This window comes from Kocuria rosea (assembly GCF_006094695.1).
Classification (GTDB): domain Bacteria; phylum Actinomycetota; class Actinomycetes; order Actinomycetales; family Micrococcaceae; genus Kocuria; species Kocuria rosea.
Genome location: NZ_CP035103.1, coordinates 3602052 through 3622598 on the forward strand (window position 1 = coordinate 3602052; position 20547 = coordinate 3622598).

General features: G+C 74.8%; 17 protein-coding genes and 1 tRNA gene. 5 read left to right on the plus strand and 13 right to left on the minus strand.

Annotated features, from left to right (window positions below; all coding sequences use genetic code 11):
• Window positions 1–6: 6 nt before the first annotated feature.
• Window positions 7–1026, minus strand: coding sequence for a selenide, water dikinase SelD (selD, locus tag EQG70_RS16435; RefSeq protein WP_017833142.1), 1020 nt, complete (start codon window positions 1024–1026; stop codon window positions 7–9).
• Window positions 1027–1067: 41 nt separating this feature from the next.
• Here selD and EQG70_RS16440 point away from each other — a divergent pair.
• The 3 genes from EQG70_RS16440 to selB all read left to right on the plus strand — a co-directional run bounded on the left by EQG70_RS16440 (window position 1068) and on the right by selB (window position 4358).
• Window positions 1068–1162: transfer RNA gene (locus tag EQG70_RS16440), tRNA-Sec, on the plus strand.
• A 65-nt stretch (window positions 1163–1227) separates the two neighbouring features.
• Entirely contained in the window at window positions 1228–2565 is a 1338-nt protein-coding gene (gene selA / locus EQG70_RS16445) for an L-seryl-tRNA(Sec) selenium transferase (RefSeq protein WP_109243182.1), read from the plus strand.
• Between the two features lie 2 nt (window positions 2566–2567).
• Window positions 2568–4358 carry a selenocysteine-specific translation elongation factor gene (gene selB / locus EQG70_RS16450; protein WP_208746290.1) on the plus strand — a complete coding sequence of 597 codons (1791 nt, stop codon included), beginning with the start codon at window positions 2568–2570 and terminating at the stop codon, window positions 4356–4358.
• Between the two features lie 36 nt (window positions 4359–4394).
• On the opposite strand, the gene EQG70_RS16455 is transcribed toward selB, so the two are convergent.
• From EQG70_RS16455 to EQG70_RS16485, 7 genes are all read right to left on the minus strand, one after another.
• On the minus strand, window positions 4395–5390 hold the full coding sequence (locus EQG70_RS16455; protein ID WP_109268374.1) for an electron transfer flavoprotein subunit alpha/FixB family protein: 996 nt from the start codon (window positions 5388–5390) through the stop codon (window positions 4395–4397).
• 67 nt (window positions 5391–5457) lie between these two features.
• A complete protein-coding gene (locus tag EQG70_RS16460; RefSeq protein ID WP_172604320.1) occupies window positions 5458–6282 on the minus strand; it encodes an electron transfer flavoprotein subunit beta/FixA family protein in 825 nt (274 codons plus the stop codon).
• Between the two features lie 83 nt (window positions 6283–6365).
• Entirely contained in the window at window positions 6366–7187 is an 822-nt protein-coding gene (locus EQG70_RS16465; RefSeq protein WP_035923457.1) for an HpcH/HpaI aldolase/citrate lyase family protein, read from the minus strand.
• 59 nt (window positions 7188–7246) lie between these two features.
• Entirely contained in the window at window positions 7247–7735 is a 489-nt protein-coding gene (locus EQG70_RS16470; RefSeq protein WP_109268375.1) for a MaoC family dehydratase, read from the minus strand.
• 10 nt (window positions 7736–7745) lie between these two features.
• Window positions 7746–8906, minus strand: a complete 1161-nt coding sequence (locus EQG70_RS16475; RefSeq protein ID WP_035923460.1) for an acyl-CoA dehydrogenase family protein — start codon at window positions 8904–8906, stop codon at window positions 7746–7748.
• Window positions 8903–11056: an ATP-binding protein gene (locus EQG70_RS16480; RefSeq protein WP_109268376.1), complete on the minus strand. Its 2154-nt coding sequence runs from the start codon at window positions 11054–11056 to the stop codon at window positions 8903–8905. Before EQG70_RS16480 ends, EQG70_RS16475 begins: the two co-directional genes overlap by 4 nt.
• Window positions 11053–12660 carry a carboxyl transferase domain-containing protein gene (locus EQG70_RS16485; RefSeq protein ID WP_035923465.1) on the minus strand — a complete coding sequence of 536 codons (1608 nt, stop codon included), beginning with the start codon at window positions 12658–12660 and terminating at the stop codon, window positions 11053–11055. The genes EQG70_RS16480 and EQG70_RS16485 overlap by 4 nt, the downstream gene beginning before the upstream one ends.
• A 124-nt stretch (window positions 12661–12784) precedes the next feature.
• Here EQG70_RS16485 and EQG70_RS16490 point away from each other — a divergent pair, with 124 nt between their 5' ends.
• A complete protein-coding gene (locus EQG70_RS16490) occupies window positions 12785–13459 on the plus strand; it encodes a TetR/AcrR family transcriptional regulator (RefSeq protein ID WP_017833132.1) in 675 nt (224 codons plus the stop codon).
• Complete coding sequence (locus EQG70_RS16495) at window positions 13456–14628, plus strand: acyl-CoA dehydrogenase family protein (protein ID WP_035923467.1); 1173 nt, start codon at window positions 13456–13458, stop codon at window positions 14626–14628. Before EQG70_RS16490 ends, EQG70_RS16495 begins: the two co-directional genes overlap by 4 nt.
• Window positions 14629–14640: 12 nt before the next feature.
• Here the strand turns inward: EQG70_RS16495 and EQG70_RS16500 are convergent, their stop codons facing one another.
• From EQG70_RS16500 to EQG70_RS16520, 5 genes are all read right to left on the minus strand, one after another.
• Window positions 14641–15471 (minus strand): IclR family transcriptional regulator, encoded by an 831-nt coding sequence (locus EQG70_RS16500; protein WP_081994055.1) that lies wholly within the window; start codon window positions 15469–15471, stop codon window positions 14641–14643.
• A gap of 168 nt (window positions 15472–15639) precedes the next feature.
• A complete protein-coding gene (locus EQG70_RS16505) occupies window positions 15640–17385 on the minus strand; it encodes a BCCT family transporter (protein WP_109268377.1) in 1746 nt (581 codons plus the stop codon).
• A 7-nt stretch (window positions 17386–17392) separates the two neighbouring features.
• Complete coding sequence (locus EQG70_RS16510) at window positions 17393–18169, minus strand: creatininase (protein WP_035923472.1); 777 nt, start codon at window positions 18167–18169, stop codon at window positions 17393–17395.
• A 116-nt stretch (window positions 18170–18285) separates the two neighbouring features.
• Window positions 18286–19545 carry a M24 family metallopeptidase gene (locus EQG70_RS16515; RefSeq protein WP_109268378.1) on the minus strand — a complete coding sequence of 420 codons (1260 nt, stop codon included), beginning with the start codon at window positions 19543–19545 and terminating at the stop codon, window positions 18286–18288.
• Window positions 19546–19817: 272 nt separating this feature from the next.
• Window positions 19818–20477: a GntR family transcriptional regulator gene (locus EQG70_RS16520; RefSeq protein WP_109268379.1), complete on the minus strand. Its 660-nt coding sequence runs from the start codon at window positions 20475–20477 to the stop codon at window positions 19818–19820.
• Between the last annotated feature and the right edge of the window lie 70 nt (window positions 20478–20547).

Genomic DNA, 20547 nt, shown 5'->3' on the forward strand with positions numbered 1-20547 from the left:
CGGGGCTCAGCGCACGTGGAGTCCGGACCCGGCCACGGTGTGGCCCACCACGGGGTAGCCCGGCACCTCGCCGACCACGAGCAGGCCGCCCGAGGTCTGCGCGTCGGCCAGCAGGAGCAGGTCGTCCTCGGTGACACCGGTCCCCGCCCGCAGGTGCGGGCGCACCCAGTCCAGGTTGCGGCGGGTCCCGCCGGAGACGTAGCCGTCCCGCAGCGCCTCGGCCGCGCCCTCCACGAGGGGCACGGCGCTCCGGTCGAGCACCGCGCCCACCCCGGAGGCACGGCACATCTTGTGCAGGTGCCCGAGCAGGCCGAAGCCGGTGACGTCCGTGGCCGCCCGGGCCCCGGCCGCCAGCGCCGCCTCGGCCGCGTCCCGGTTGAGCCGTGTCATCGTGGCGAGCGCCTCGGCGAAGACCTCGCCGGTCGCCTTGTGCCGGTTGTTGAGCAGTCCCACGCCGATGGGCTTGGTGAGGGTCAGGGGCAGCCCCGGTGCGGCGGCGTCGTTGCGCAGCAGCCGGTCCGGGTGGGCAACGCCGGTCACGGCCATGCCGTACTTCGGCTCCGGGTCGTCGATGGAGTGCCCCCCGATCACCGGGCACCCTGCCTCGGAGGCGACCGCCAGGCCGCCGCGGAGCACCTCGGTCATCAGCTCCATGGGCAGCACGTCGCGGGGCCAGCCCACGAGGTTGATGGCCATGACCGGGCGCCCGCCCATGGCATAGACGTCCGAGAGCGCGTTCGCGGCGGCGATCCGGCCCCAGTCGTAGGCGTCGTCGACCACCGGGGTGAAGAAGTCGGCGGTGGACAGCACCGCGAGGTCCTCGCGCACCAGGACGGCCGCGGCGTCGTCGCCGTCGTCGAGACCGACCAGCACGCCGTCCCCCGCCTGGCCGGTGAGGCCCCGGACCGCGTCCTCGAGCTCGCCGGGCGGGATCTTGCACGCGCATCCGCCGCCGTGGGCGAAGCCGGTCAGGCGGACCGTCCCGGGCGCTGGCAGGGGCGGGGTCGGCGTCCGGGTCTGTTCCATGTCGTCAGCCTACTGGTGACGGCGGTGCTAGGTTGGGTGACGGAGGCGTCCGGGTCCTGGTGGGCCCCCCGGTCTTCAAAACCGGTGAGGCCGAGCACCTCGGCCTGGCGGGTTCGATTCCCGTCCGCCTCCGCCAACTCTTTGCGCCGCCCACCCGCGCACCGACCACCCGCACCGCGTGCCGCCCGACGAGGAGGGACTGTGGCCCTGGACGACCCGCGCCGCCTGATCCCGCGCACCGACCAGCTCCTGGCCCTGCCGCCCGTCCGCCGGGCGCTCGAGCGGCTGAGCGAGGACGTCGTCCGCGCGCTGGTGCGCGAGACCCAGGACCGGGCGCGGCGCGGCGAGATCGCCCCCGGCGAGGTCGAGCCGGCGGTGCTCGCCGCGCTCGGGGCCCGCTCCGCCTCGAGCCTGACGCCGGTGCTCAACGCCACCGGCGTGGTGGTGCACACCAACCTCGGCCGCGCCCCGCTGTCCGCGGCGGCGCTCGACGCGCTGGTCACGGCCGGCGGGTACGTCGACGTGGAGCTCGACCTGGTGAGCGGCACCCGCTCCCGCCGCGGCGCCGCCGCCCGGGCGGCCCTGCTCGCCGCCTGCCCACCCGCCGAGGACGCCCTGGTCGTCAACAACGGCGCGGCCGCCCTCGTGCTGGCCACCACGGCCCTGGCCGCCGGCCGCGAGGTGGTGATCAGCCGCGGCGAGCTCGTCGAGATCGGGGCCGGCTTCCGGCTGCCGGAGCTGATCGAGTCGACCGGCGCCCGGCTGCGCGAGGTGGGCACGACCAACCGGACCCACCTGCGCGACTACGCCGAGGCGATCGGCCCGGAGACCGGCTGCCTGCTCAAGGTGCACCCGAGCAACTTCCGGCTGGAGGGGTTCACCTCGGCCGTCGAGGTCGACGAGCTGCGGCCGCTGGCCCGGGCCCACGGCCTGCCCCTCGTGGCGGACCTCGGCAGCGGGCTCCTCGTCCCGGACCCGCAGCTGCCGTCCGAGCCCGACGCCGCCTCGGCCCTCGAGGGCGGTGCCGACCTCGTCATCGCGAGCGGCGACAAGCTGCTCGGCGGCCCGCAGGCCGGGCTGCTGCTCGGCGGCTCGGAAGCCGTCGCCCGGCTGGCCGCCCACCCCCTCGCCCGGGCGGTCCGCGCCGACAAGCTCGCGCTCGCGGCCCTGGAGGCCACGCTCATCGGGGGGCCCGCCCCGGTCACGACCGCGCTGCACGCGGACCCGGACCGGCTCCGCGACCGGGCCGAACGGCTCGGCGCGGCCGTCGGCGCACCCGTGGTCGCCCACGACGGCCGTGTCGGCGGCGGCGGCGCGCCCGGCATGCCCCTGCCGGGGTGGGCGGTGCGGCTGCCCGAGGCGGCGGCCCCGCTGCTGCGCACCGGCCGCCCGGCCGTGCTCCCCCGGGTCCACGACCGCGCGTGCCTGGTCGATCTGCGCTGCGTGCCCGAGTCCGAGGACGAGCGCCTGCGCGCGGCGGTGCAGGCGGCCCTGACCGCCCTGACCGGGGCGGACGGCGGCCCGGGAGGGACCCGGTGAGCGTGCACGTCGTCGCCACGGCCGGGCACGTCGACCACGGCAAGAGCACCCTGGTGCGGGCCCTCACCGGGATGGAGCCCGACCGGTGGGAGGAGGAGCGCCGCCGCGGGCTGACCATCGACCTGGGCTACGCCTGGACCGCGCTGCCGTCCGGGCGCGACGTGGCCTTCGTGGACGTCCCGGGCCACGAGCGCTTCCTCGGCAACATGCTCGCCGGTCTCGGCCCGGCTCCCGTGGTCTGCTTCGTGGTCGCCGTCGACGAGGGCTGGCAGGCCCAGTCCGGCGACCACCGCGACGCCGTCGCGGCCCTCGGCATCGAGCACGGCGTGGTGGTGCTCACCCGCGCCGACCGGGCCCCCGGGCGCACCGGCGAGGTGCTCGCCCAGGTGCGCGCGGAGCTGGCCGGGACCGGTCTGCACGACGCGCCGGTGGTCACCGTCTCGGCCCTCGAGGGCACGGGCCTCGACGAGCTGCGCGCCGTCCTCGACGACGTCCTGGCGCGGGCGCCCGCCCCCGCCCAGGGGCGGCTGCGGCTGTGGGTGGACCGGTCCTTCACGATCACCGGCTCCGGGACGGTGGTGACCGGCACGCTGGCCGCGGGATCGCTCCGGCAGGGCGACCGGCTGCACCTGCTCGGCCACGGCGGAGCCGTGCCGGTCGTGGTCCGGGGCATGCACAGCCGGAACGTGGCCCACACCGCGCTGGAGCCGTGCACCCGCGTGGCGCTCAACCTGCGGGGGGTCTCCGCCTCCGACGTGCACCGCGGCGACGCCCTGGTCACCCCCGGCACGTGGCCGCTCACCGACGTCCTCGACGTCCGCCGGGCCACCGGCCCCGCCCTCACGGACACGGCCGAGCACCTCGTGGTCCACGCCGGCACCGCGGCCGTGCCCGCCCGGCTGAGCCCGTTCGACGACGACCACGCCCGGCTGGTCCTGGACCGGCCCCTGCCCCTGGTCCTCGGGGACCGCCTGGTGCTCCGCGACCCAGGCAGCCGCTCGGTGCTCGGCGGCGCCCAGGTCCTCGACGCCGACCCGCCCGCGCTGCGGCGGCGCGGCGACCGGGCGCGCCGCGCCGTCCGGCTCGCCGGCACGGACCTGCGCGGAGACGTCGGCGCGGAGGTGGCCCGCCGCGGCGCGGTCCAGGCGCAGCACCTGCACCGCCTCGGGCTGCTGCCCACCGCGGACGCCGCCCCGCCCGGCGACGTGCGCGCGCTCGGGGGCTGGTGGGTGCACGCCCCCGTGCTCGAGTCCTGGACGCAGCGGCTGCGCACCGCCGTGGAGGAGCTGCACGCCCGGGATCCCCTGGCCGCGGGGCTCTCGCGGGGCGCCGCCCGCGACCTGCTCGCGCTGCCCGACGCCGCGCTGGTCGACCCCGTGGTCCGCGGCGCCGGCCTGGAGCAGGACGGCGGGCACATCCGGTCCCCGCACCACCGCGGCGGCCTCGGCGCCCACGAGACCGCGGTGCTCGAGCTGGAGCGGCGGCTCGGGGCCGAGCCCTTCCGGAGCCCGGAGGCCGACGAGCTGATGGCGCTGCGGCTCGGCGCCCGCGAGCTCGCCGCGGCCGAGCGCACCGGCCGGCTGCTCCGGCTGGGGGACGGCGTCGTGCTGCTCCCCACCGCCCCCGCCCTGGCGATGCGCGAGCTCGCCCGGCTGCCGCAGCCCTTCACCACGAGCCAGGCCCGCCAGGCGCTCGGCACCTCCCGGCGCGTCGCGATCCCGCTGCTCGAGCACCTCGACGCCCGCGGCTGGACCCGGCGGCTGGACGCCGGCCACCGGACCGTGGCGCGCTGAGCCCACGGCCCTGCCGGCCGCTCCGCCGCCCGGTCCCTATCCGCGCAGCGCCCTGAGGTGCTCGACCGCCTGGGGCAGCACCTTCTGCAGGTCGCCCACGATGCCGAGGTCGGCGATCTCGAAGACCGGCGCCTGCTCGTCCTTGTTCACGGCCACGATCGTGCCCGCCGTCTGCATCCCGGCGCGCTGCTGGACGGCCCCGGAGATCCCGCACGAGACGTAGAGCTGCGGGGAGACGGTGCGCCCGGTCTGGCCCACCTGCGCCTCGGGGCCGATCCACCCGGCGTCCACCGCCGCGCGGGAGGCCCCGATCGCGCCGCCGAGGACGTCGGCGAGCGCCTCGAGCGGCCCGAAGTCCCCGCCCGTGCCACGGCCGCCGGCCACGACCACGCGCGCCTCGCCCAGCGCCGGGCGCCCGGAGGCCGGCAGCGCGGACCGGCCCACCACCCGGGCCGCGGGCACGGCGTCCTCGAGCGCGTGCGTGCGCACCCGCGGGCGCTGCACCCCGGCAGACCCCGCGCCGGGGGCGCCCGCGGCGGCGTGGGCCGCGGGGTCGGCGGGGAGCTCGACCGAGTTGGGGCGGACGGTCGCGATCAGCACCGGGCTCGTGGCCCGGCACCGGGTGGTCCACCCGCCGGCGAGGACGGACTTGGTGGCGACGAGGTCGGCGTCGAGGGCGACCACGTCGGTGACCACCCCGGCCCCGAGCCGCACGCCCAGGCGCGCGGCGACGTCCTTGGCCTCGGGGGTGGCGGCGAGCAGCAGCGCCGTGGCGCCGGTCTCCCGGGCGGCGGCCTCCGCGAGCGCGACCGCCGGCGTGGTGAGCCGGTCGCCGGGCCCGCCCTCCGCGGCGTGCACGGTGCCCACCCCGTGGGCGGCGAGCTCGCCGAGCAGGGCGTCGCCGGGCGCGTCCGGCACGACGACGTGCGTCTCGCCCAGCGTGCCGGCGAGCACGAGCAGCTCCCGGTCGGCGCGGCGCAGCCGGTCCGTGGTGGCCAGCACCACCAGTGCGACGGTCGTGGTCGTGGTCATGGTCGTCCTCCTCCTGCCCGGCGGGCGGGCGCGTGCGATGGGGGTCCGGCGGGGTGCGGCCGGGTGCTCAGACGAGCCTCCGGGCCACGAGGAACTCGGCGAGGCGGATGCCGCCCTCGCCGTCGTCGGCCACGACCTCCCCGGCGGTCCGGGGCGGGCGCGGCACGGCGTCGAGCACCTCGGTGAGCGAGCCGGCGAGGCCCACGTCCCCGGTGTCCAGGCCGAGGTCGGCGACGGACCACGTCTGCACGGGCTTCTTCTTGGCCGCCATGATCGCCTTGAAGGTGGGGTAGCGCGGGGTGTTGACCTGGTCCGTCACGGCCACGAGCGCCGGCAGGTCCGCGGCGACCCGGAGGGCCTCGGTCTCGGTGTGCCGGACGGCCGTGAGCGAGGCGCCGTCCTCGGCCAGCGCCAGGGAGCTCGCGAAGCCGACGTGGGCGAGGCCGAGCCGCTCGGCGAGCTGACCGGGGACCAGGGACGTCTCGCCGTCGGTGGAGGCCATGCCGGTGAGCACGAGGTCCACGGCCCGGTCCTCCGCCGCGGCGATCCGCTGCACCGCCGCGGCGAGCACCCGGGCGGTGACCCAGGCGTCGGAGCCGGCGAGGGCGTCGTCGAGCACGTGGAACCCGGCGTCGGCGCCCAGCTGGAGGGCGCGCTTGAGCGCGCCCGTCGCACCCGCGGGTCCCAGGGTGAGGGCGAGCACGCGGTGCCCGGCCGCCGCGCCCCCGTGCGTCTCCACGATCTGCACGGCGGCCTCGAGGGCGTACTCGTCGAGCTCGGAGAGGATCCCGGACGCGCGCTCGAGCAGGGGCGGGCTCCCGGCGAGGACGCGGTCCCCCGCGGCGTCGGGGACGTGCTTGACGGGGACGACGATCGTCAGGGGCTGGCTCATGGTCTCCTCCGGGCGGGACGGGGATGGACGGGACGGGGCGGTGACGGGGTGGTGACGGGCGGTCCGCGCGGACGGACGGGGTCTCAGGCGTCCGCGCGGCGCACGAGGCGCTCGGCGTGGCGGATCAGGGGTGCGTCGACCATCCGCCCGCGGAACGCGAAGACGCCGGGGGTGCGGCGGGCGGCGGCGAGCAGCTCCCGGGCGGCAGCGACCTCCTCGGCACCGGGCCGGTAGGCGGCGCGGACGGTCTCGACCTGCCCGGGGTGGAGGCAGGCGGTGGCCGCGAAGCCGGAGGCCGCCGCGTCGAGGGCCTCCTCGCGCAGCCCGTCGTGGTCGGCGAGGTCGACGTGCACCGCGTCGATCGCGGGCCGGCCGGCGGCGCCGGCCGCGAGCAGGACGGCGGAGCGGGCGTGGCGGGCCACGTCCCGGTAGGCGCCGTCCCGGCGCCGGGACGAGCTGCCGCCGAGCGAGGCCACGAGGTCCTCGGCGCCCCACATCAGCGCGACCACGTTGGGGGACCGGGCGATCTCGGCCGCGTTGACCACGCCCTCCGCGGTCTCGCACAGCGCGACGACGCGGTGCAGGCCCAGCTCGGCGGCGACGGCGAGCCGCTCCGCGGAGGCGGTCTTGGGCAGCATCACGGTGGTGTACCCGGTGTGCCGCAGGGCGACGAGGTCGTGGGCGAAGTCCTCGGTGTCCTCGGCGTTGATCCGCACGATCGTGCGGGCGGGGTCCAGGGGCGTGGCCACGAGGGCGTCCCGGGCGGCGGGCTTGGCGGAGGGCGCCACGGCGTCCTCGAGGTCCAGGATCACGGCGTCAGCGCGCTCGGCCGCCTTGGCGTAGCGCTCGGGGCGGTCGGCCGGGCAGAACAGCAGGGCGGGTCCGAGGGTGAACGGGTCGGTCATCGGGGCTCCTTGGCCGGGGGTCGCGGCGGAGTGTCGCGGTGGGGCATCACGGTGCGCTGTCACTGCGGGCCGGCATCGCGGGACCACACGAGCACCGAGCGGGTGCACTCGGCCACCACGACCCCCTCCTGGTTGCGGCCCACGTGCTTCACGCGGACGATGCCCTGCCCGGGCCGGGAGGCCGAGGGGCGGGCGCCGAGGACCTCGGAGGACGAGTACAGGGTGTCCCCGTGGAAGAGCGGCTGCGGGAAGGCGACCTCCTCGAAGCCCAGGTTCGCCACGATGGTGCCCTGGGTCAGCTGGGCCACGGACGCCCCCACGATGGTCGAGAGGGTGAACATGGAGTTCACGAGCCGCCGGCCGAAGGGCTGGCGCCCGGACCACGCGGCGTCCAGGTGCAGGGACTGGGTGTTCATGGTGAGGGTCGTGAACAGCACGTTGTCCGCCTCGGTCACGGTCCGGCCCGGGGCGTGCTCGTAGACGGTGCCGACCTCGAACTCCTCGAACCACAGCCCGCGCTGGCGGACCACCCGGCGCTCCTCGGTCACGGCGGCCCCCTCAGAGTCCGAGCTCGCGGGCGATGAGCATGAGCTGCACCTCGGTGGTGCCCTCGCCGACCTCGAGGATCTTGGCGTCCCGGTAGTGGCGGGCCACCCGGAACTCGTTGATGAACCCGTAGCCGCCGAAGACCTGGGTGGCGTCCCGGGCGTTGTCCATCGCGGCCTCCCCGGCCACGAGCTTGGCGATCGCGGCCTGCGTCTTGAACGGCCGCCCGGCGAGCATCCGGGACGCGGCGTCGTAGTAGGCCAGCCGGGCGGTGTGGGCGCGGGCCTGCATCCGGGCGATCTTGAAGGAGACGGCCTGGTTGTCCCCGATGGGGCGGCCGAAGGACTGCCGCTCGCGCGCGTAGCGCACGGACTCCTCGACGCAGCCCTGGGCCGCGCCCGTGGCCAGGGCCGCGATGGCGATGCGGCCCTCGTCGAGGATGGACAGGAAGTTGGCGTAGCCGCGGCCCTCCTCCCCCAGCAGGTTCTCCTCGGGGACGCGGACGTCCTGGAGGGACAGCGGGTGGGTGTCCGAGGCGTTCCAGCCGACCTTGTCGTAGGCCTGCTCGGCGCGGAAGCCGGGGGTGTCCGTGGGGACGATGATCGTGGAGATCTCCTTGCGCACCCGCCCGTCCGGCAGCTCCGTGGTGCCGGTGACCGCGGTGACGTTCACCAGGCGGGTGATCGCCGTGCCGGAGTTGGTGATGAACTCCTTGGCGCCGTCGATCACCCACTGCCCGTCCTCCCGCTTCGCAGTGGTGCGGGTCCCGCCGGCGTCCGAGCCGGCCTCCGGCTCGGTGAGCCCGAACCCGGCGAGCGCCCGGCCCGCGGCGAGGTCGGGGAGCCACCGCTGCTTCTGCTCCTCGGTGCCGAAGCGGTGGATGGGCATGGCGCCCAGCGACACCCCGGCCTCGAGGGTGATGGCCACGGACTGGTCGACGCGGGCGATCTGCTCCAGCGCCAGGCACAGGGCGAAGTAGTCCCCGCCCATCCCCCCGTACTCCTCGGGGAAGGGCAGGCCGAACAGGCCCATCTCCCCCATCTGCGCCACGATGTCGTAGGGGAACTCGTGCGCGGCGTCGTACCGCGCGGAGACCGGGGCGATCACCTCGTCGGCGAAGTCGCGGACGGTGTCGGAGAGGTCCTGGTACTCCTCGTCGAGCTCGAAGTTCATGGGGTGCGCTCCTGGTCGGTCGGACGGGGGTCGGTCTGTGGGCGGGTGCCGGGGTCCTCCGGGGCGCCGCCGGGCGTCCCGGCGGGAGCGCCGTCCGGCACGTCGTCGCGGGCGTCCCCGGGGACCGGTGCGGGCACGCCCTCGGGGACGACGTCGGGGACCACGCGGGCGAGCAGCTGGTGCAGTACCACGCGGTCACCGGCCCGCACGGAGAGCTCGGCGGTGCCGGCGGTGGGGGCGGTCAGGCGGTGCTCCATCTTCATGGCCTCGACCACCACCACGGTCTGCCCCTCGGCGACCCGGTCCCCGGTGGCGGCCGGGACGGCGACCACGGTGCCGGGCATGGGCGAGTGCAGCTCCGGGGCGGCGGGCCCGGCCGTGCGCTCGAGGGCGGCCAGCGACCGCTCGAGCCGGGCCTCGCGGGTCAGCACCCGGAGCTCGTAGGCGCAGCCGCCCTCGCCCACCCAGACGCTGTCCGCGCCCGCGGCCACGTGGACCACCCGGGCCGTCCCGCCGCTCTCGAGCAGGTGCGCGGCCGGGCGGCCCGGCAGCGGGGTCAGGCGCACGGCGGGGTCCACGGCGGTCCGCCGGGGCTCCTCGAGCCCGTGGGCCAGCACCACCGTGGGCCGGGCGCGGCCGGCGGCCCGCCAGCCGTCCGGGCGGGACCAGGGGCCCGTGTCCCCGGCGGGGCGCGGGTCGGCGGGCCGGTGCCGGGCGAGGTGGGCGGCCGCGGCGGCGAAGTGGCTCTCGTCGGGTGCCGTGAACTCCAGCTCCGGCAGGCGCCGCTCGATGAGGGTCGTGTCCATGACCCCGGCGCGCACCCCGGGATCGGCCAGCAGGGCGCGCAGGTACTCGGTGTTGGTGCCCACCCCGAGCACCACGGTGTCCGCCAGGGCCAGGTCGAGCCGGTCGAGGGCCTGGGCCCGGTCGGCGCCCCAGGCGACGACCTTGGCGAGCAGCGGGTCGTAGTCCGAGCCCACGGTCAGCCCCGGTGCCAGCGCGGAGTCCACGCGGATCCCCGGGCCGGAGGCCTCCTCCAGGGCCAGCACGGTGCCGGCGGTGGGCAGGAAGCCGCGGGCGGGGTCCTCGGCGTAGAGCCGGGCCTCGACCGCGTGGCCGGTGAGCACCACGTCCTCCTGCACCAGGTCCAGCGGCTCCCCCGCGGCGACGCGGATCTGCTGCGCCACGAGGTCCGTGCCGGTGACCAGCTCGGTGACGGGGTGCTCCACCTGCAGGCGGGTGTTCATCTCCATGAAGTAGAAGGTGCCGGGCTGCGCGGCGGGCACCAGGAACTCCACGGTGCCCGCACCGGTGTAGCCCACGGAGCGGGCCACCCGGCAGGCGGCCTGCCCGATCCGCTCCCGGGTGGCGGGGTCCAGCAGCGGCGAGGGCGCCTCCTCGATGACCTTCTGGTGCCGCCGCTGCAGGGAGCACTCCCGCTCCCCGAGGTGGACCACGGCCCCGTGGGCGTCGGCGAGGACCTGCACCTCGATGTGCCGGGGGGACTCGACGAGCTGCTCGAGGAGCAGGGTGTCGTCGCCGAAGGCCGCCGCGGCCACCCGGCGGGCCGTGGCCAGGGCCTCCGGCAGCTCGCCCGGGGCCGCCACCACGTGCATGCCCTTGCCGCCGCCCCCGGCAGAGGGCTTGATCAGGATCGGGTACGTCATCCCGGCGGCCGCGGCCGCCAGGGCGTCGTCGTCGAGACCGGGCTCGGAGACCCCGGGGACCGTGGGCACCCCGGCGGCGGACACGTGCCGCTTGGCGCGGATCTTGTCGCCCATCGTCTCGAGGGCCTCCACGCCGGGGCCGATGAACACGATCCCCGCGTCCGCGCACGCCCGGGCGAAGGCGGCGTTCTCGGACAGGAACCCGTAGCCGGGGTGGATCGCCTGCGCGCCGGTGGCCCGCGCCGCCCCGATCACGGCGTCGATGCGCAGATAGCTCTCGGCCGGGGCCGCCGGGCCCACGCACACGGCCGTGTCGGCCTCCCGCACGTGCACCGCGTCCCGGTCGGCCTCGCTGTAGACCGCGACCGAGCGGATCCCCAGCGCCCGGAGCGTGCGCAGGACCCGGCGGGCGATCTCCCCGCGGTTGGCCACGAGGACGACGTCGAAGCGGCGCGGCGGCGTGCCGGCGGTCACGGGGATCACATCCTGAAGAGGCCGAAGGCCGGCTCGGGCAGCGGGGTCCGGGAGCAGACCTCGAGGGCCAGCCCGAGCACCTCCCGGGTGTCGGTGGGGGCGATCACGCCGTCGTCCCAGAGCCGGGCGGTGGAGTACCAGGGGCTGCCCTGGGCCTCGTACCGGGCCCGGACGGGCGCCATGAACGCCTCGCGCTCGGCCGGGTCCCACTCCTGTCCGCGGGCGGCCAGCTGGTCGGCCTTCACGGTGGCCAGCACCGAGGCGGCCTGGGCCCCGCCCATCACCGAGATCCGCGCCTGGGGCCAGAGGAACAGGAAGCGCGGGGAGTAGGCCCGCCCGCACATGGAGTAGTTGCCGGCCCCGAAGGAGCCGCCGATCACCACGGTGAGCTTGGGCACCCGGGTGGTGGCCACGGCCGTGACCATCTTGGCGCCGTGCTTGGCGATGCCGCCGGCCTCGTAGTCGCGGCCCACCATGAAGCCGGTGATGTTCTGCAGGAACAGCAGGGGGATCCCGCGCTGGTCGCACAGCTCGACGAAGTGGGCGCCCTTCAGCGCCGACTCCGCGAAGAGCACCCCGTTGTTGGCCACGATGCCCACCGGGTGGCCGTGGACGTGGGCGAAGCCGGTGACCAGCGTGGTGCCGTACTCGGCCTTGAACTCGGCGAAGCGGCTGCCGTCCACGAGCCGGGCGATGACCTCGTGCACGTCGTAGCCGGAGTTGGGGTCGACCGGCACCGCCCCGGGGAGCTCGTCCTCGGCCACGGCCGGGGGCGCGGGCTCCCTCACCGGCCAGGCCCGCGGGCCCGGCGGCGGCAGGGTCGCCACGATGTCCCGGACGATCTGCAGGGCGTGGGCGTCGTTCTCGGCGAGGTGGTCGACCACCCCGGACGTCCGGGCGTGCAGCTCTCCGCCGCCGAGCTCCTCGGCGGTGACCTCCTCGCCGGTGGCGGCCTTCACCAGCGGCGGGCCGCCCAGGAAGATCGTGCCCTGCCCGCGCACGATGACGGTCTCGTCGCTCATCGCCGGGACGTAGGCCCCGCCAGCGGTGCAGGAGCCGAGCACGGCCGCGATCTGCGCGATGCCCGCCGCCGAGAGGTGGGCCTGGTTGAAGAAGATCCGCCCGAAGTGCTCCCGGTCCGGGAAGACCTCGTCCTGCAGCGGCAGGTACGCCCCGCCCGAGTCGACGAGGTAGACGCAGGGCAGCCGGTTCTCCAGGGCGATCTCCTGGGCGCGCAGGTGCTTCTTGACCGTCACGGGGTAGTAGGTGCCGCCCTTGACCGTGGCGTCGTTGCACACGACCATCACCTGCCGGCCGTGGACCAGGCCGATCCCGGCGATCAGGCCGGCCCCCGGGCACTCGTCGTCGTACATCCCCTCCGCGGCCAGGGCGCCGAGCTCCAGGAACGGGCTGCCCTCGTCCAGCAGATGATCCACCCGCTCGCGCGGCAGCAGCTTGCCGCGCGCCACGTGCCGCCGCCGGGAGGCCTCGGGCCCGCCCTGCGCCGCCCGCTCCAGGCGCCGGGTCAGCTCCTCGGCGAGCCCCTGCTGGGCGGCCGCGTTGGCGGCGAACTCCGCGCCGCCCGGATCGACCTGGGTGCTCAGCACGCGCATGGGTTCCCTCCGCTCCGGGCCGGCCGTCCGGGGATGCCATTTCGGTTAATCACGACTAACTTGGGGTTCAGGTTAGTGGTGGCTCACTAGAATGTCCAGGAATCCGACCCCGAGAGCAGGACCCGTGACCCAGACCCAGCGCGGCCCCGGCCCGCCCACCACCGTGCGCGGGCAGGCCAAGGCCCGGCGGCGCCAGGACCTCCTGGCCGCCTCCGCCACGCTCTTCGCCGAGCGCGGCTTCGCCGGCGTCTCGATCGACGACATCGGCGCCGCCGCGGGGGTCAGCGGGCCCGCGGTCTACCGGCACTTCCCGCGCAAGCAGGCGGTCCTGGGCGCGATCCTGCTCGAGGTCAGCCACGACCTGCTCGACCGGGGCCGCGAGGTGGTGGCCCGCTCCCCCGATCCGGCCCGGCGGCTGCGGGCGCTGATCTCCTTCCAGGTGGAGTTCGCGCTGCACCGTCCCGCCGTGATCGTGGTGCAGGACCGGGAGCTGCCGAACCTGACCGAGGAGGACCGCCGCGCGGTCCGCGTCCTGCAGCGCGGCTACGTGACGCTGTGGGTGGACGCCCTGCAGGAGCTGGCCCCGGCGCGCGACGTCGCGGAGCTCACCCTGCGCGCCCAGGCCGCCTTCGGGCTCATCAACTCGACCCCCCACTCCCTGCGGACGGCCCACCGGCTGCGCGCCCCGCAGGACGCGGGGCGGCTCGACGCGGCCCGGGCCGCCCTCGAGGAGATGACCTGGGCCGCGCTGCGCACCGCGTTCGCCCCGACCCCCACCAGCACAGGAGGCACCCCGTGACCGAGACCCCGGCGTTCTACGAGGAGGAGCACGAGGAGTTCCGCGAGGTGGCCCGCGAGTTCACGACCCGCGAGGTGGCCCCGCACTACGCCGCGTGGGACGCCCAGCACATGATGCCCCGCAGCCTGTGGACGGCCGCCGGCGGGGCCGGCCTGCTCGGCCTCGCCGTGCCCGAGGAGTTCGGCGGCATGGGCCTGACGGACTACCGGTTCCGCGCCGTGCTCGACGAGGAGCTGGTCCGCCAGGGCGCCCTCGGCGTGGCCCTGGCCCTGCACCTGCACGACGACTGGGTGCTGCCCCACCTGCTCGCCCACGGCACCGACGAGCAGAAGCGGCGGTGGCTGCCGCGCATGCTCACGGGGGAGCTCGTCACCTCCGTGGCCTGGACCGAGCCGGGCGCGGGCTCCGACCTGCGCGGGGTGCGCACCCGGGCCGTGCGCGACGGCGAGGAGTGGGTGCTCACCGGTCAGAAGACGTTCATCGGCAACGGGATCAGCGGGGACGCCGCCCTCGTCCTGGCGCGCACGGACGGGGAGACCGGGCGCGCCGGGGAGGACGCCCTCAGCCTGTTCCTGGTGCACAAGGCGGACTCCCCCGGCTACGGGACGGGCAAGCAGCTCGACAAGATGGGGGTCAGGGCCTCGGACACCGCCGAGCTGTTCTTCGAGGACGTCCGGGTCCCGGCGGTGAACCTCGTCGGCGCCGAGGGCGGCGGGCTGCGGCAGATCCAGCAGGTGCTGCCGCAGGGGCGGCTGGCGGTGGCCGTGGCCGCGAGCGCCGTCGCCCGCTCGACCCTGGCGGACACCCTCCGGTACACCGGCGAGCGCACGGCCTTCGGCTCCCGGGTGCTGGACTTCCAGCACACCCGGTTCGAGCTCGCGGAGCTGACGGTCGAGGTGGAGGTCGTCGAGGCCTACGTGCAGCGGGCGGTGCACGCGTTCAACGCGGGGACCCTCGACGTGGTGGGGGCGTCCAAGGCCAAGTACTGGGCCGGCGAGCGGGCGCGCTCCGTCACCGACCGGTGCCTCCAGCTGCACGGCGGCTACGGGTACATCCTCGACTACCCGGTGGCGCAGGCCTATCTCGCGTCCCGGCTGCTGACGATCTTCGGGGGCACCAGCGAGATCCTGCGGGAGACCATCGGGCGGGCCGTGGCCGACGAGGCGTGAGGAGCGCCCCGGTCAGCGCACCTCCAGGGACGCCCGCCCGGCCCGGCGGGCCGCCGGTGCCGCGCCGAGCCGCTGGGACACCTCCCGGGCCGCCGCCACGGTGGCGGCCGCGAGCAGCTCGGCCTGTTCCGGCGTGACCCGGTAGCGGGGCGCGGCGACCATGACGGCCGCCACCAGCTGGTCCCGGTGGTCGCGGACGGCGGCGGCGACCCCGACCTCCTCCACGGAGGTCTTGCCGTAGTTGAGGGCCACCCCGTCCTCGGCGACCTGCCGCAGGGACTCCAGGTAGAGCTCGATGCCCGCCTCGGTGGGATCGGGCAGCTCGACGATCCCGGACAGCAGCAGCGCCCGGACCCGCTCCGGCGGCTGCTCGGCGAGGAAGATCTGCACCGAGGCGCTCAGGGCCGTGTCGTACCGGGTGCCCAGCGGGGTGGTGTGCTTGATCTGCCGCGGGCTGGGGATCTGCTCCACGCACACGGCCTGGTCGCCGTTCCAGACCAGCAGCGCGCTGGTCTCCTGGGTCTGCTCGGTCAGCTCGAGCAGCACGGGGTACGCCACCCGCCGCTCGTCCAGTTCCGCGAGCAGCGGGCCGGCCACGGAGATCAGGCCGAGCCCCAGGCGGTAGCGCCGCGTCTGCGGGTCCCGCTCCACCACGTCCTCCCGCTCCAGGGTGGTCAGGAGCCGGGAGACGGTGCTCTTGTGCAGGCCCACGCGCGCCGCGATCTCGGTCACCCCGAGCGTGGGCTCGGCCGCGGAGAAGCACCGCAGCACCCGCAGGGCGTGGGAGACGACGGACGCCGCGCGGGCTTCGCTCGAGGAGGCGCTGGCCGGTGATTCAGTCATAGGACTCTCCATTCTCCTGCACGGGGGCGGGTCCGCCGTGCACGGCCGTCCCGGCGGCGGGGCCGTGTGTCGCGGCCCCGCCGCCCGGAGGCCGTGCGCCGGCGCTCGCACCGCGGGACGGTGGGCACGCCGCGACCGCGGTCAGGGCCACCGTCCCGCGGGCGGGGATCACGGCCGCGCGAGCGCGTCCGGGACCGGCTCCCGTCCGGCGGGCACCGCGGCCGGCCGGGCCGGGGGCCGCGGCACCGCCCGCTCCACCACCGTGGCGTCCCCGCCGCCGGGCGCGTCCGGCGAGGGGTCGTTGACCTCGCGCTCCAGGCGCTCGGTCTCCGGGGTGCGGGTGAGCAGCCGCCGGACCAGGTTCGCGATCATCAACAGGATGACGAAGGAGAACGGGAAGGCCCCGATGATGGTGCCGGTCTGCACCGTGTCCACCACCGCGGTGCCGCCGAGCGTGAGCAGCGTGACCGCCACGGCGGCGATGCTGGCCACGAGCACCACGCGGAAGAGGGGCCCGGCCCTCCGCGGCGCGGAGACGAACTCGGCCAGGGCGTGGGCGCCGGAGTCCAGGGAGGTGACGTAGTAGGTGGCGACGAGCACGGTGGCGACCACGAGCAGCAGCGAGCCGACGACGGGCACGGACTCCAGCATGACGAACAGTCCGCTGGACGTGTCCGCCGCGACCGCCGCGGAGATGCCGCGGTCGCTGCGGTCGTCGTAGTGCAGCGCCGCCGAGCCGATCACGCCGATCCACGCCATCACGATCAGGGAGGGGACCACCGTGACACCGATGACGAACTCACGGATGGTGCGCCCCCGGGAGATGCGGGCGATGAAGCCGGCGACGAACGGGCTGAAGGCGATGACCCAGCACCAGATGAAAACGGTCCACCAGCCGTTCCAGCTGTCCTGCCAGGTGCCGATGTCCTGACCCGCGGTCCCCGCGTCGGTCCAGAAGCTCATCGGCAGGAAGTTGGTGAAAAAGGAGCCGAAGGTCTGCGTGATGTTGGAGATGAGGAAGATCGTGGGGCCGAAGACGAACACGGCCACGAGCAGCACGATGCTCAGCACCGAGTTGAGCTCGCTGATCCGCTTCATGCCCTTGTTGATGCCGAAGAACGCGGAGACGGCGGTGAGCCCGCCCAGGCCCAGGATCACCAGCAGCCAGACGCCCGAGCTCGGCGAGAGCCCCGTGAAGGACGCGAGTCCCGAGCTGAACTGCATGGCGGCGAAGCCGAAGGACGTGGCCAGGCCCAGGACGGTGGCGATGATGGCCAGCAGCTCCACGACCACGCCGGCCCCGCGCTGCGACCACTTCGGCAGGATGTCGACCGTGGCCTCGCGGAAGGTGAGGGTCTTGCCGAGGTTGTGGTGGGAGTAGGCGAGGCAGACGGCCACCACGCAGTACATGGCCCAGGCCGTCAGGCCCCAGTGGAAGTAGGACCACACCATGGCGCCCTCGGCCGCGCCGTCCTGTCCCGCGGGCACGACGGGGTTGTCGTCCCGGAGCAGGATGGGCTCGGCGACCGACCAGAAGATGAGGCCGATGCCCTGTCCGCAGGCGAAGAGCATCGAGTACCAGGCGAACTTGCCGTGCTCCGGGCGGGCGTCCGGGCCGCCGAGGCGGATCGAGCCGACGCGGCTGACGACCAGCCACACGCACACGGCGACCGCCACGAGCGAGTACAGGATGAACAGCCACGTGAAGTTCCCGGTCACGAAGGTGCGCGCCGTGGAGATGGCCTCGGCGGCGCCGCCCGGGTCCATGGTCACCACCACCAGCACGGCGATGATCAGCAGGGGCGGGAGGACCGTGATGACGAGCCGGTCCAGGGCCGGCAGGTGCCGCCCCCGGAACCGCGGCACGGTCACGGCCTCGGTGGCGGCCGCCGCGGAGGCGTGTGACTTCTTCATGTGTTTCTCACTTCCCGAACTCGCTGGTGACCGCCCGGACGATGCCGGTGCGGACGGTGGAGAGCAGCAGCTCGCCGCGCTGGGCGGTCGCGCCTGCTGGAGAGGAGAGGCACCCGGAACTCGGGGTGCGAGCGGGGTCCTCGGGGAAAACGTCGTAGGGGGCCAGGTCAGCGGGGGGATGGTCGGGGGCCCGGGACATGTCGACCTTCTCGGGGTGCAGGTGGAGCATCAGCGAGGTCTCGAGGACGCCTCCGTGCTCGATGTCCCAGCCGAGGAAGCCGTCGGGGAAGACGACCGCCAGGGTCTGCTCGTCGACGAAGTCCCAGTACGAGAGCAGCAGGGCCCGGCTGTCGTCGAGGCCGCCGGCCCGGGCCTCGCGCACCGCGAGGTCGAGTCCTTCGTAGAGGAACTGGTAGTTCTCGAAGTGGCCGTTGACCACCGCGATCCGGCGGACGCCGTGGCGGAAGAACTCCAGGACCACGTCCTTCGTCTGTGCGATGAGGGCCTGGGCCGAGAGACTGGTGGTGCCGGCGCGGTGGTTGCCGCCCCCGGAGCGGGGCTGGGACTTGTAGCCGTAGCAGAAGGCCGGCGCCACCAGGGCGTCGAGGTCCTCCGCCGCAGCCAGGGAGATGGCGCGGGAGAGCATGGCGTCCACGCCCAGCGGCATGTGCGGCCCGTGCTGCTCCGTGGCCCCGGTGGGGATGAGCACCAGCCCCTGACCGGTGGCCACGTACTCCTGGTAGCTGTGGGCGTCGAGGTCTTCGAGCGAACGGGTGGTGACCACCGTGGTCCTTCCGTGCAGTGGATGTGGCGGTGCCGCGGGGTGCGGCTGCGGCAGAGGAGCTGCCGGGGAGGACGGCGGCGGCGCACCGGGGCGCCGCCGCCGTCGTCGTTCCGTGCCTAGGCGGAGATGATGTTGTGCTCGGGGCCGTACGGGAACTTGGTGATGTTCTCCGCGCCGTCCTCGCCGACGACGAGGATGTCGTGCTCGCGGTAGCCCCCGGCGCCCGGCTCGCCTTCCGGGACCGTGATCATCGGCTCCATGGACACGACCATGCCCGGCTCCAGCACGGTGTCGATGTCCTCGCGCAGCTCCAGGCCGGCCTCGCGGCCGTAGTAGTGGCTGAGCACGCCGAAGGAGTGGCCGTAGCCGAAGGTGCGGTTGGCGAGCAGGCCGTGGGAGATGAAGATCTCGTTGAGCTCCGCGGCGATGTCCTTGCACACCGCGCCCGGCTTGATCAGCTCGAGGCCGCGCTCGTGGACCTCGACGTTGATCTCCCACAGCTCGCGCGAGCGGGCGTCCGGCTCGCCGAGGAACAGGGTGCGCTCCAGGGCGGTGTAGTAGCCCGACGTCATCGGGAAGCAGTTCAGGGACAGGATGTCTCCGCGCTGCAGCTTGCGGGTAGTGGCCCAGTTGTGGGCGCCGTCGGTGTTGATCCCGGACTGGAACCACACCCACGTGTCGCGGACCTCGCGGTGCGGGAAGGTGCGGGCGATCTCGTGGACCATCGCCTCGGTGCCGGCCAGTGCGACCTCGTACTCGGTGATGCCCTCGCGGATCGCCGCGCGGATGGCCTCGCCGCCGAGGTCGCCGATGCGCGCGCCGTGCTTGATGACCTCGATCTCCTCGGCGGACTTGATCATGCGCTGGCGCATGGCGTCCTGGGAGACATCGGTGAGCTCCGCGCCCTCGAACGCGGCCTGGATGCGCCGGCGGGTCAGAAGCGGCAGGGCGTCGTCCTCGACGCCGATCCGCCGGGCCTGCACACCGCGCCGGCGCAGGGCCTCCTGGAGGCCGTAGTAGAAGTTGTCGCGCCGCCAGTCGGTGTAGACGATGTTGTCGCCGTAGCTGGTGCGCCACGGCATGCCGGCGTCGATGTTGGCGGTGACCGTGACGGAGTCGTCGGCGGTGACGACGAGGGCGTAGTTGCGCCCGAACGTGGTGTAGAGGAAGTCCGAGTAGTACTTGATGCCGTGGTAGCTGGTGAGGATGACGGCGTCGAGCTGCTGCTCCGCCATGATCCGCCGCAGGCCGTCCAGCCGGCGCTCGAACTCGGCGTCGGAGAAGGTCAGCTGCTCCTTCTGCCCGTTGTGCAGGGTCTTCAAACGCTCGAGCTCGGCGACGGAGGCAGCGGGGGCGGTGATGGGCGAGGTGGTCATGGTCGTCCTTTCGTGGGTGCTCCTGGTGGCACGGAGCGGATCCGTGCCGAACGGCCTGGGAGCCGGGGAAGAGGAGCGCCTCTTGGCGCAAGTGCGTTGCTGTCAATGCAACAGCGTTGCCTCAATGTAGGGAGTGATCCAGCTCACCGTCAATGGCCGTGACGTTAATTCGCGTTACTGCGAGGTTAGACCCGGTCACACAGAGAGACATTCAGCCGCCCGTGGTGCGGCGGCGACGCATCGAAGTTGTGATCAGCGCAACAATTGGCCGCTCAGAGGACCCGCCGCACCTGCTCCTCGAAGTCGCGGATGTGCTCGAGCATGATCGTGGCGGCCTCGTCACCCCTGCCCTCCAGCACCGCGGTGAGCAGGGCCGCATGCACGGAGATGTGCTCCTGCAGCTGCGGGATCCGGTCGGCGGCCACGCACCAGATGCGGGTGGCCAGGTTGCCATAGCGCGTCAGGGTCGTCTCCAGGTGCGCGTTGCCGGCGGCGGCGTACACGGCCCGGTGGATGGCCACGTCCCAGCGCAGGGTGTCCTCGCGGTCCTCGGCGGCCGGCTCCTCGAGCTGCTCCCGCAGCCGCTCCAGCCGTTCGCGGGCGGCACCCCCGCGCCGCGCGGCGGCCAGACGGGCCGCCAGCGGCTCCAGCACCTCGCGCACCTGGGAGATCTCGGACAGGGCCGTGATGTCCACCGTGGTCGCGAACGTCCCCCGGCGCGGATAGGTCACCACGAGGTGCTCGGACTCCAGCCGTTTGAGCGCCTCGCGCAGCGGAGTGCGCCCCACGCCCAGGTCCTCGCTCAGGCGGGCCTCGTTGAGCGGGCTGCCGGGCGGGATGTCGAGCAGGATCAACCGGTCCTGCAGCCGGAGGAAGGCCTGGTCGGCCAGGGACCGGCCGCCCGCCGCGGTCTCGTCGGTGTGCTGCAGCATGCGGGCCCTTCCTGCGGCGTGTGTGACGGGGCCCGAGCGCCGGATGACGACGGGACGGGAAGTCATGCTT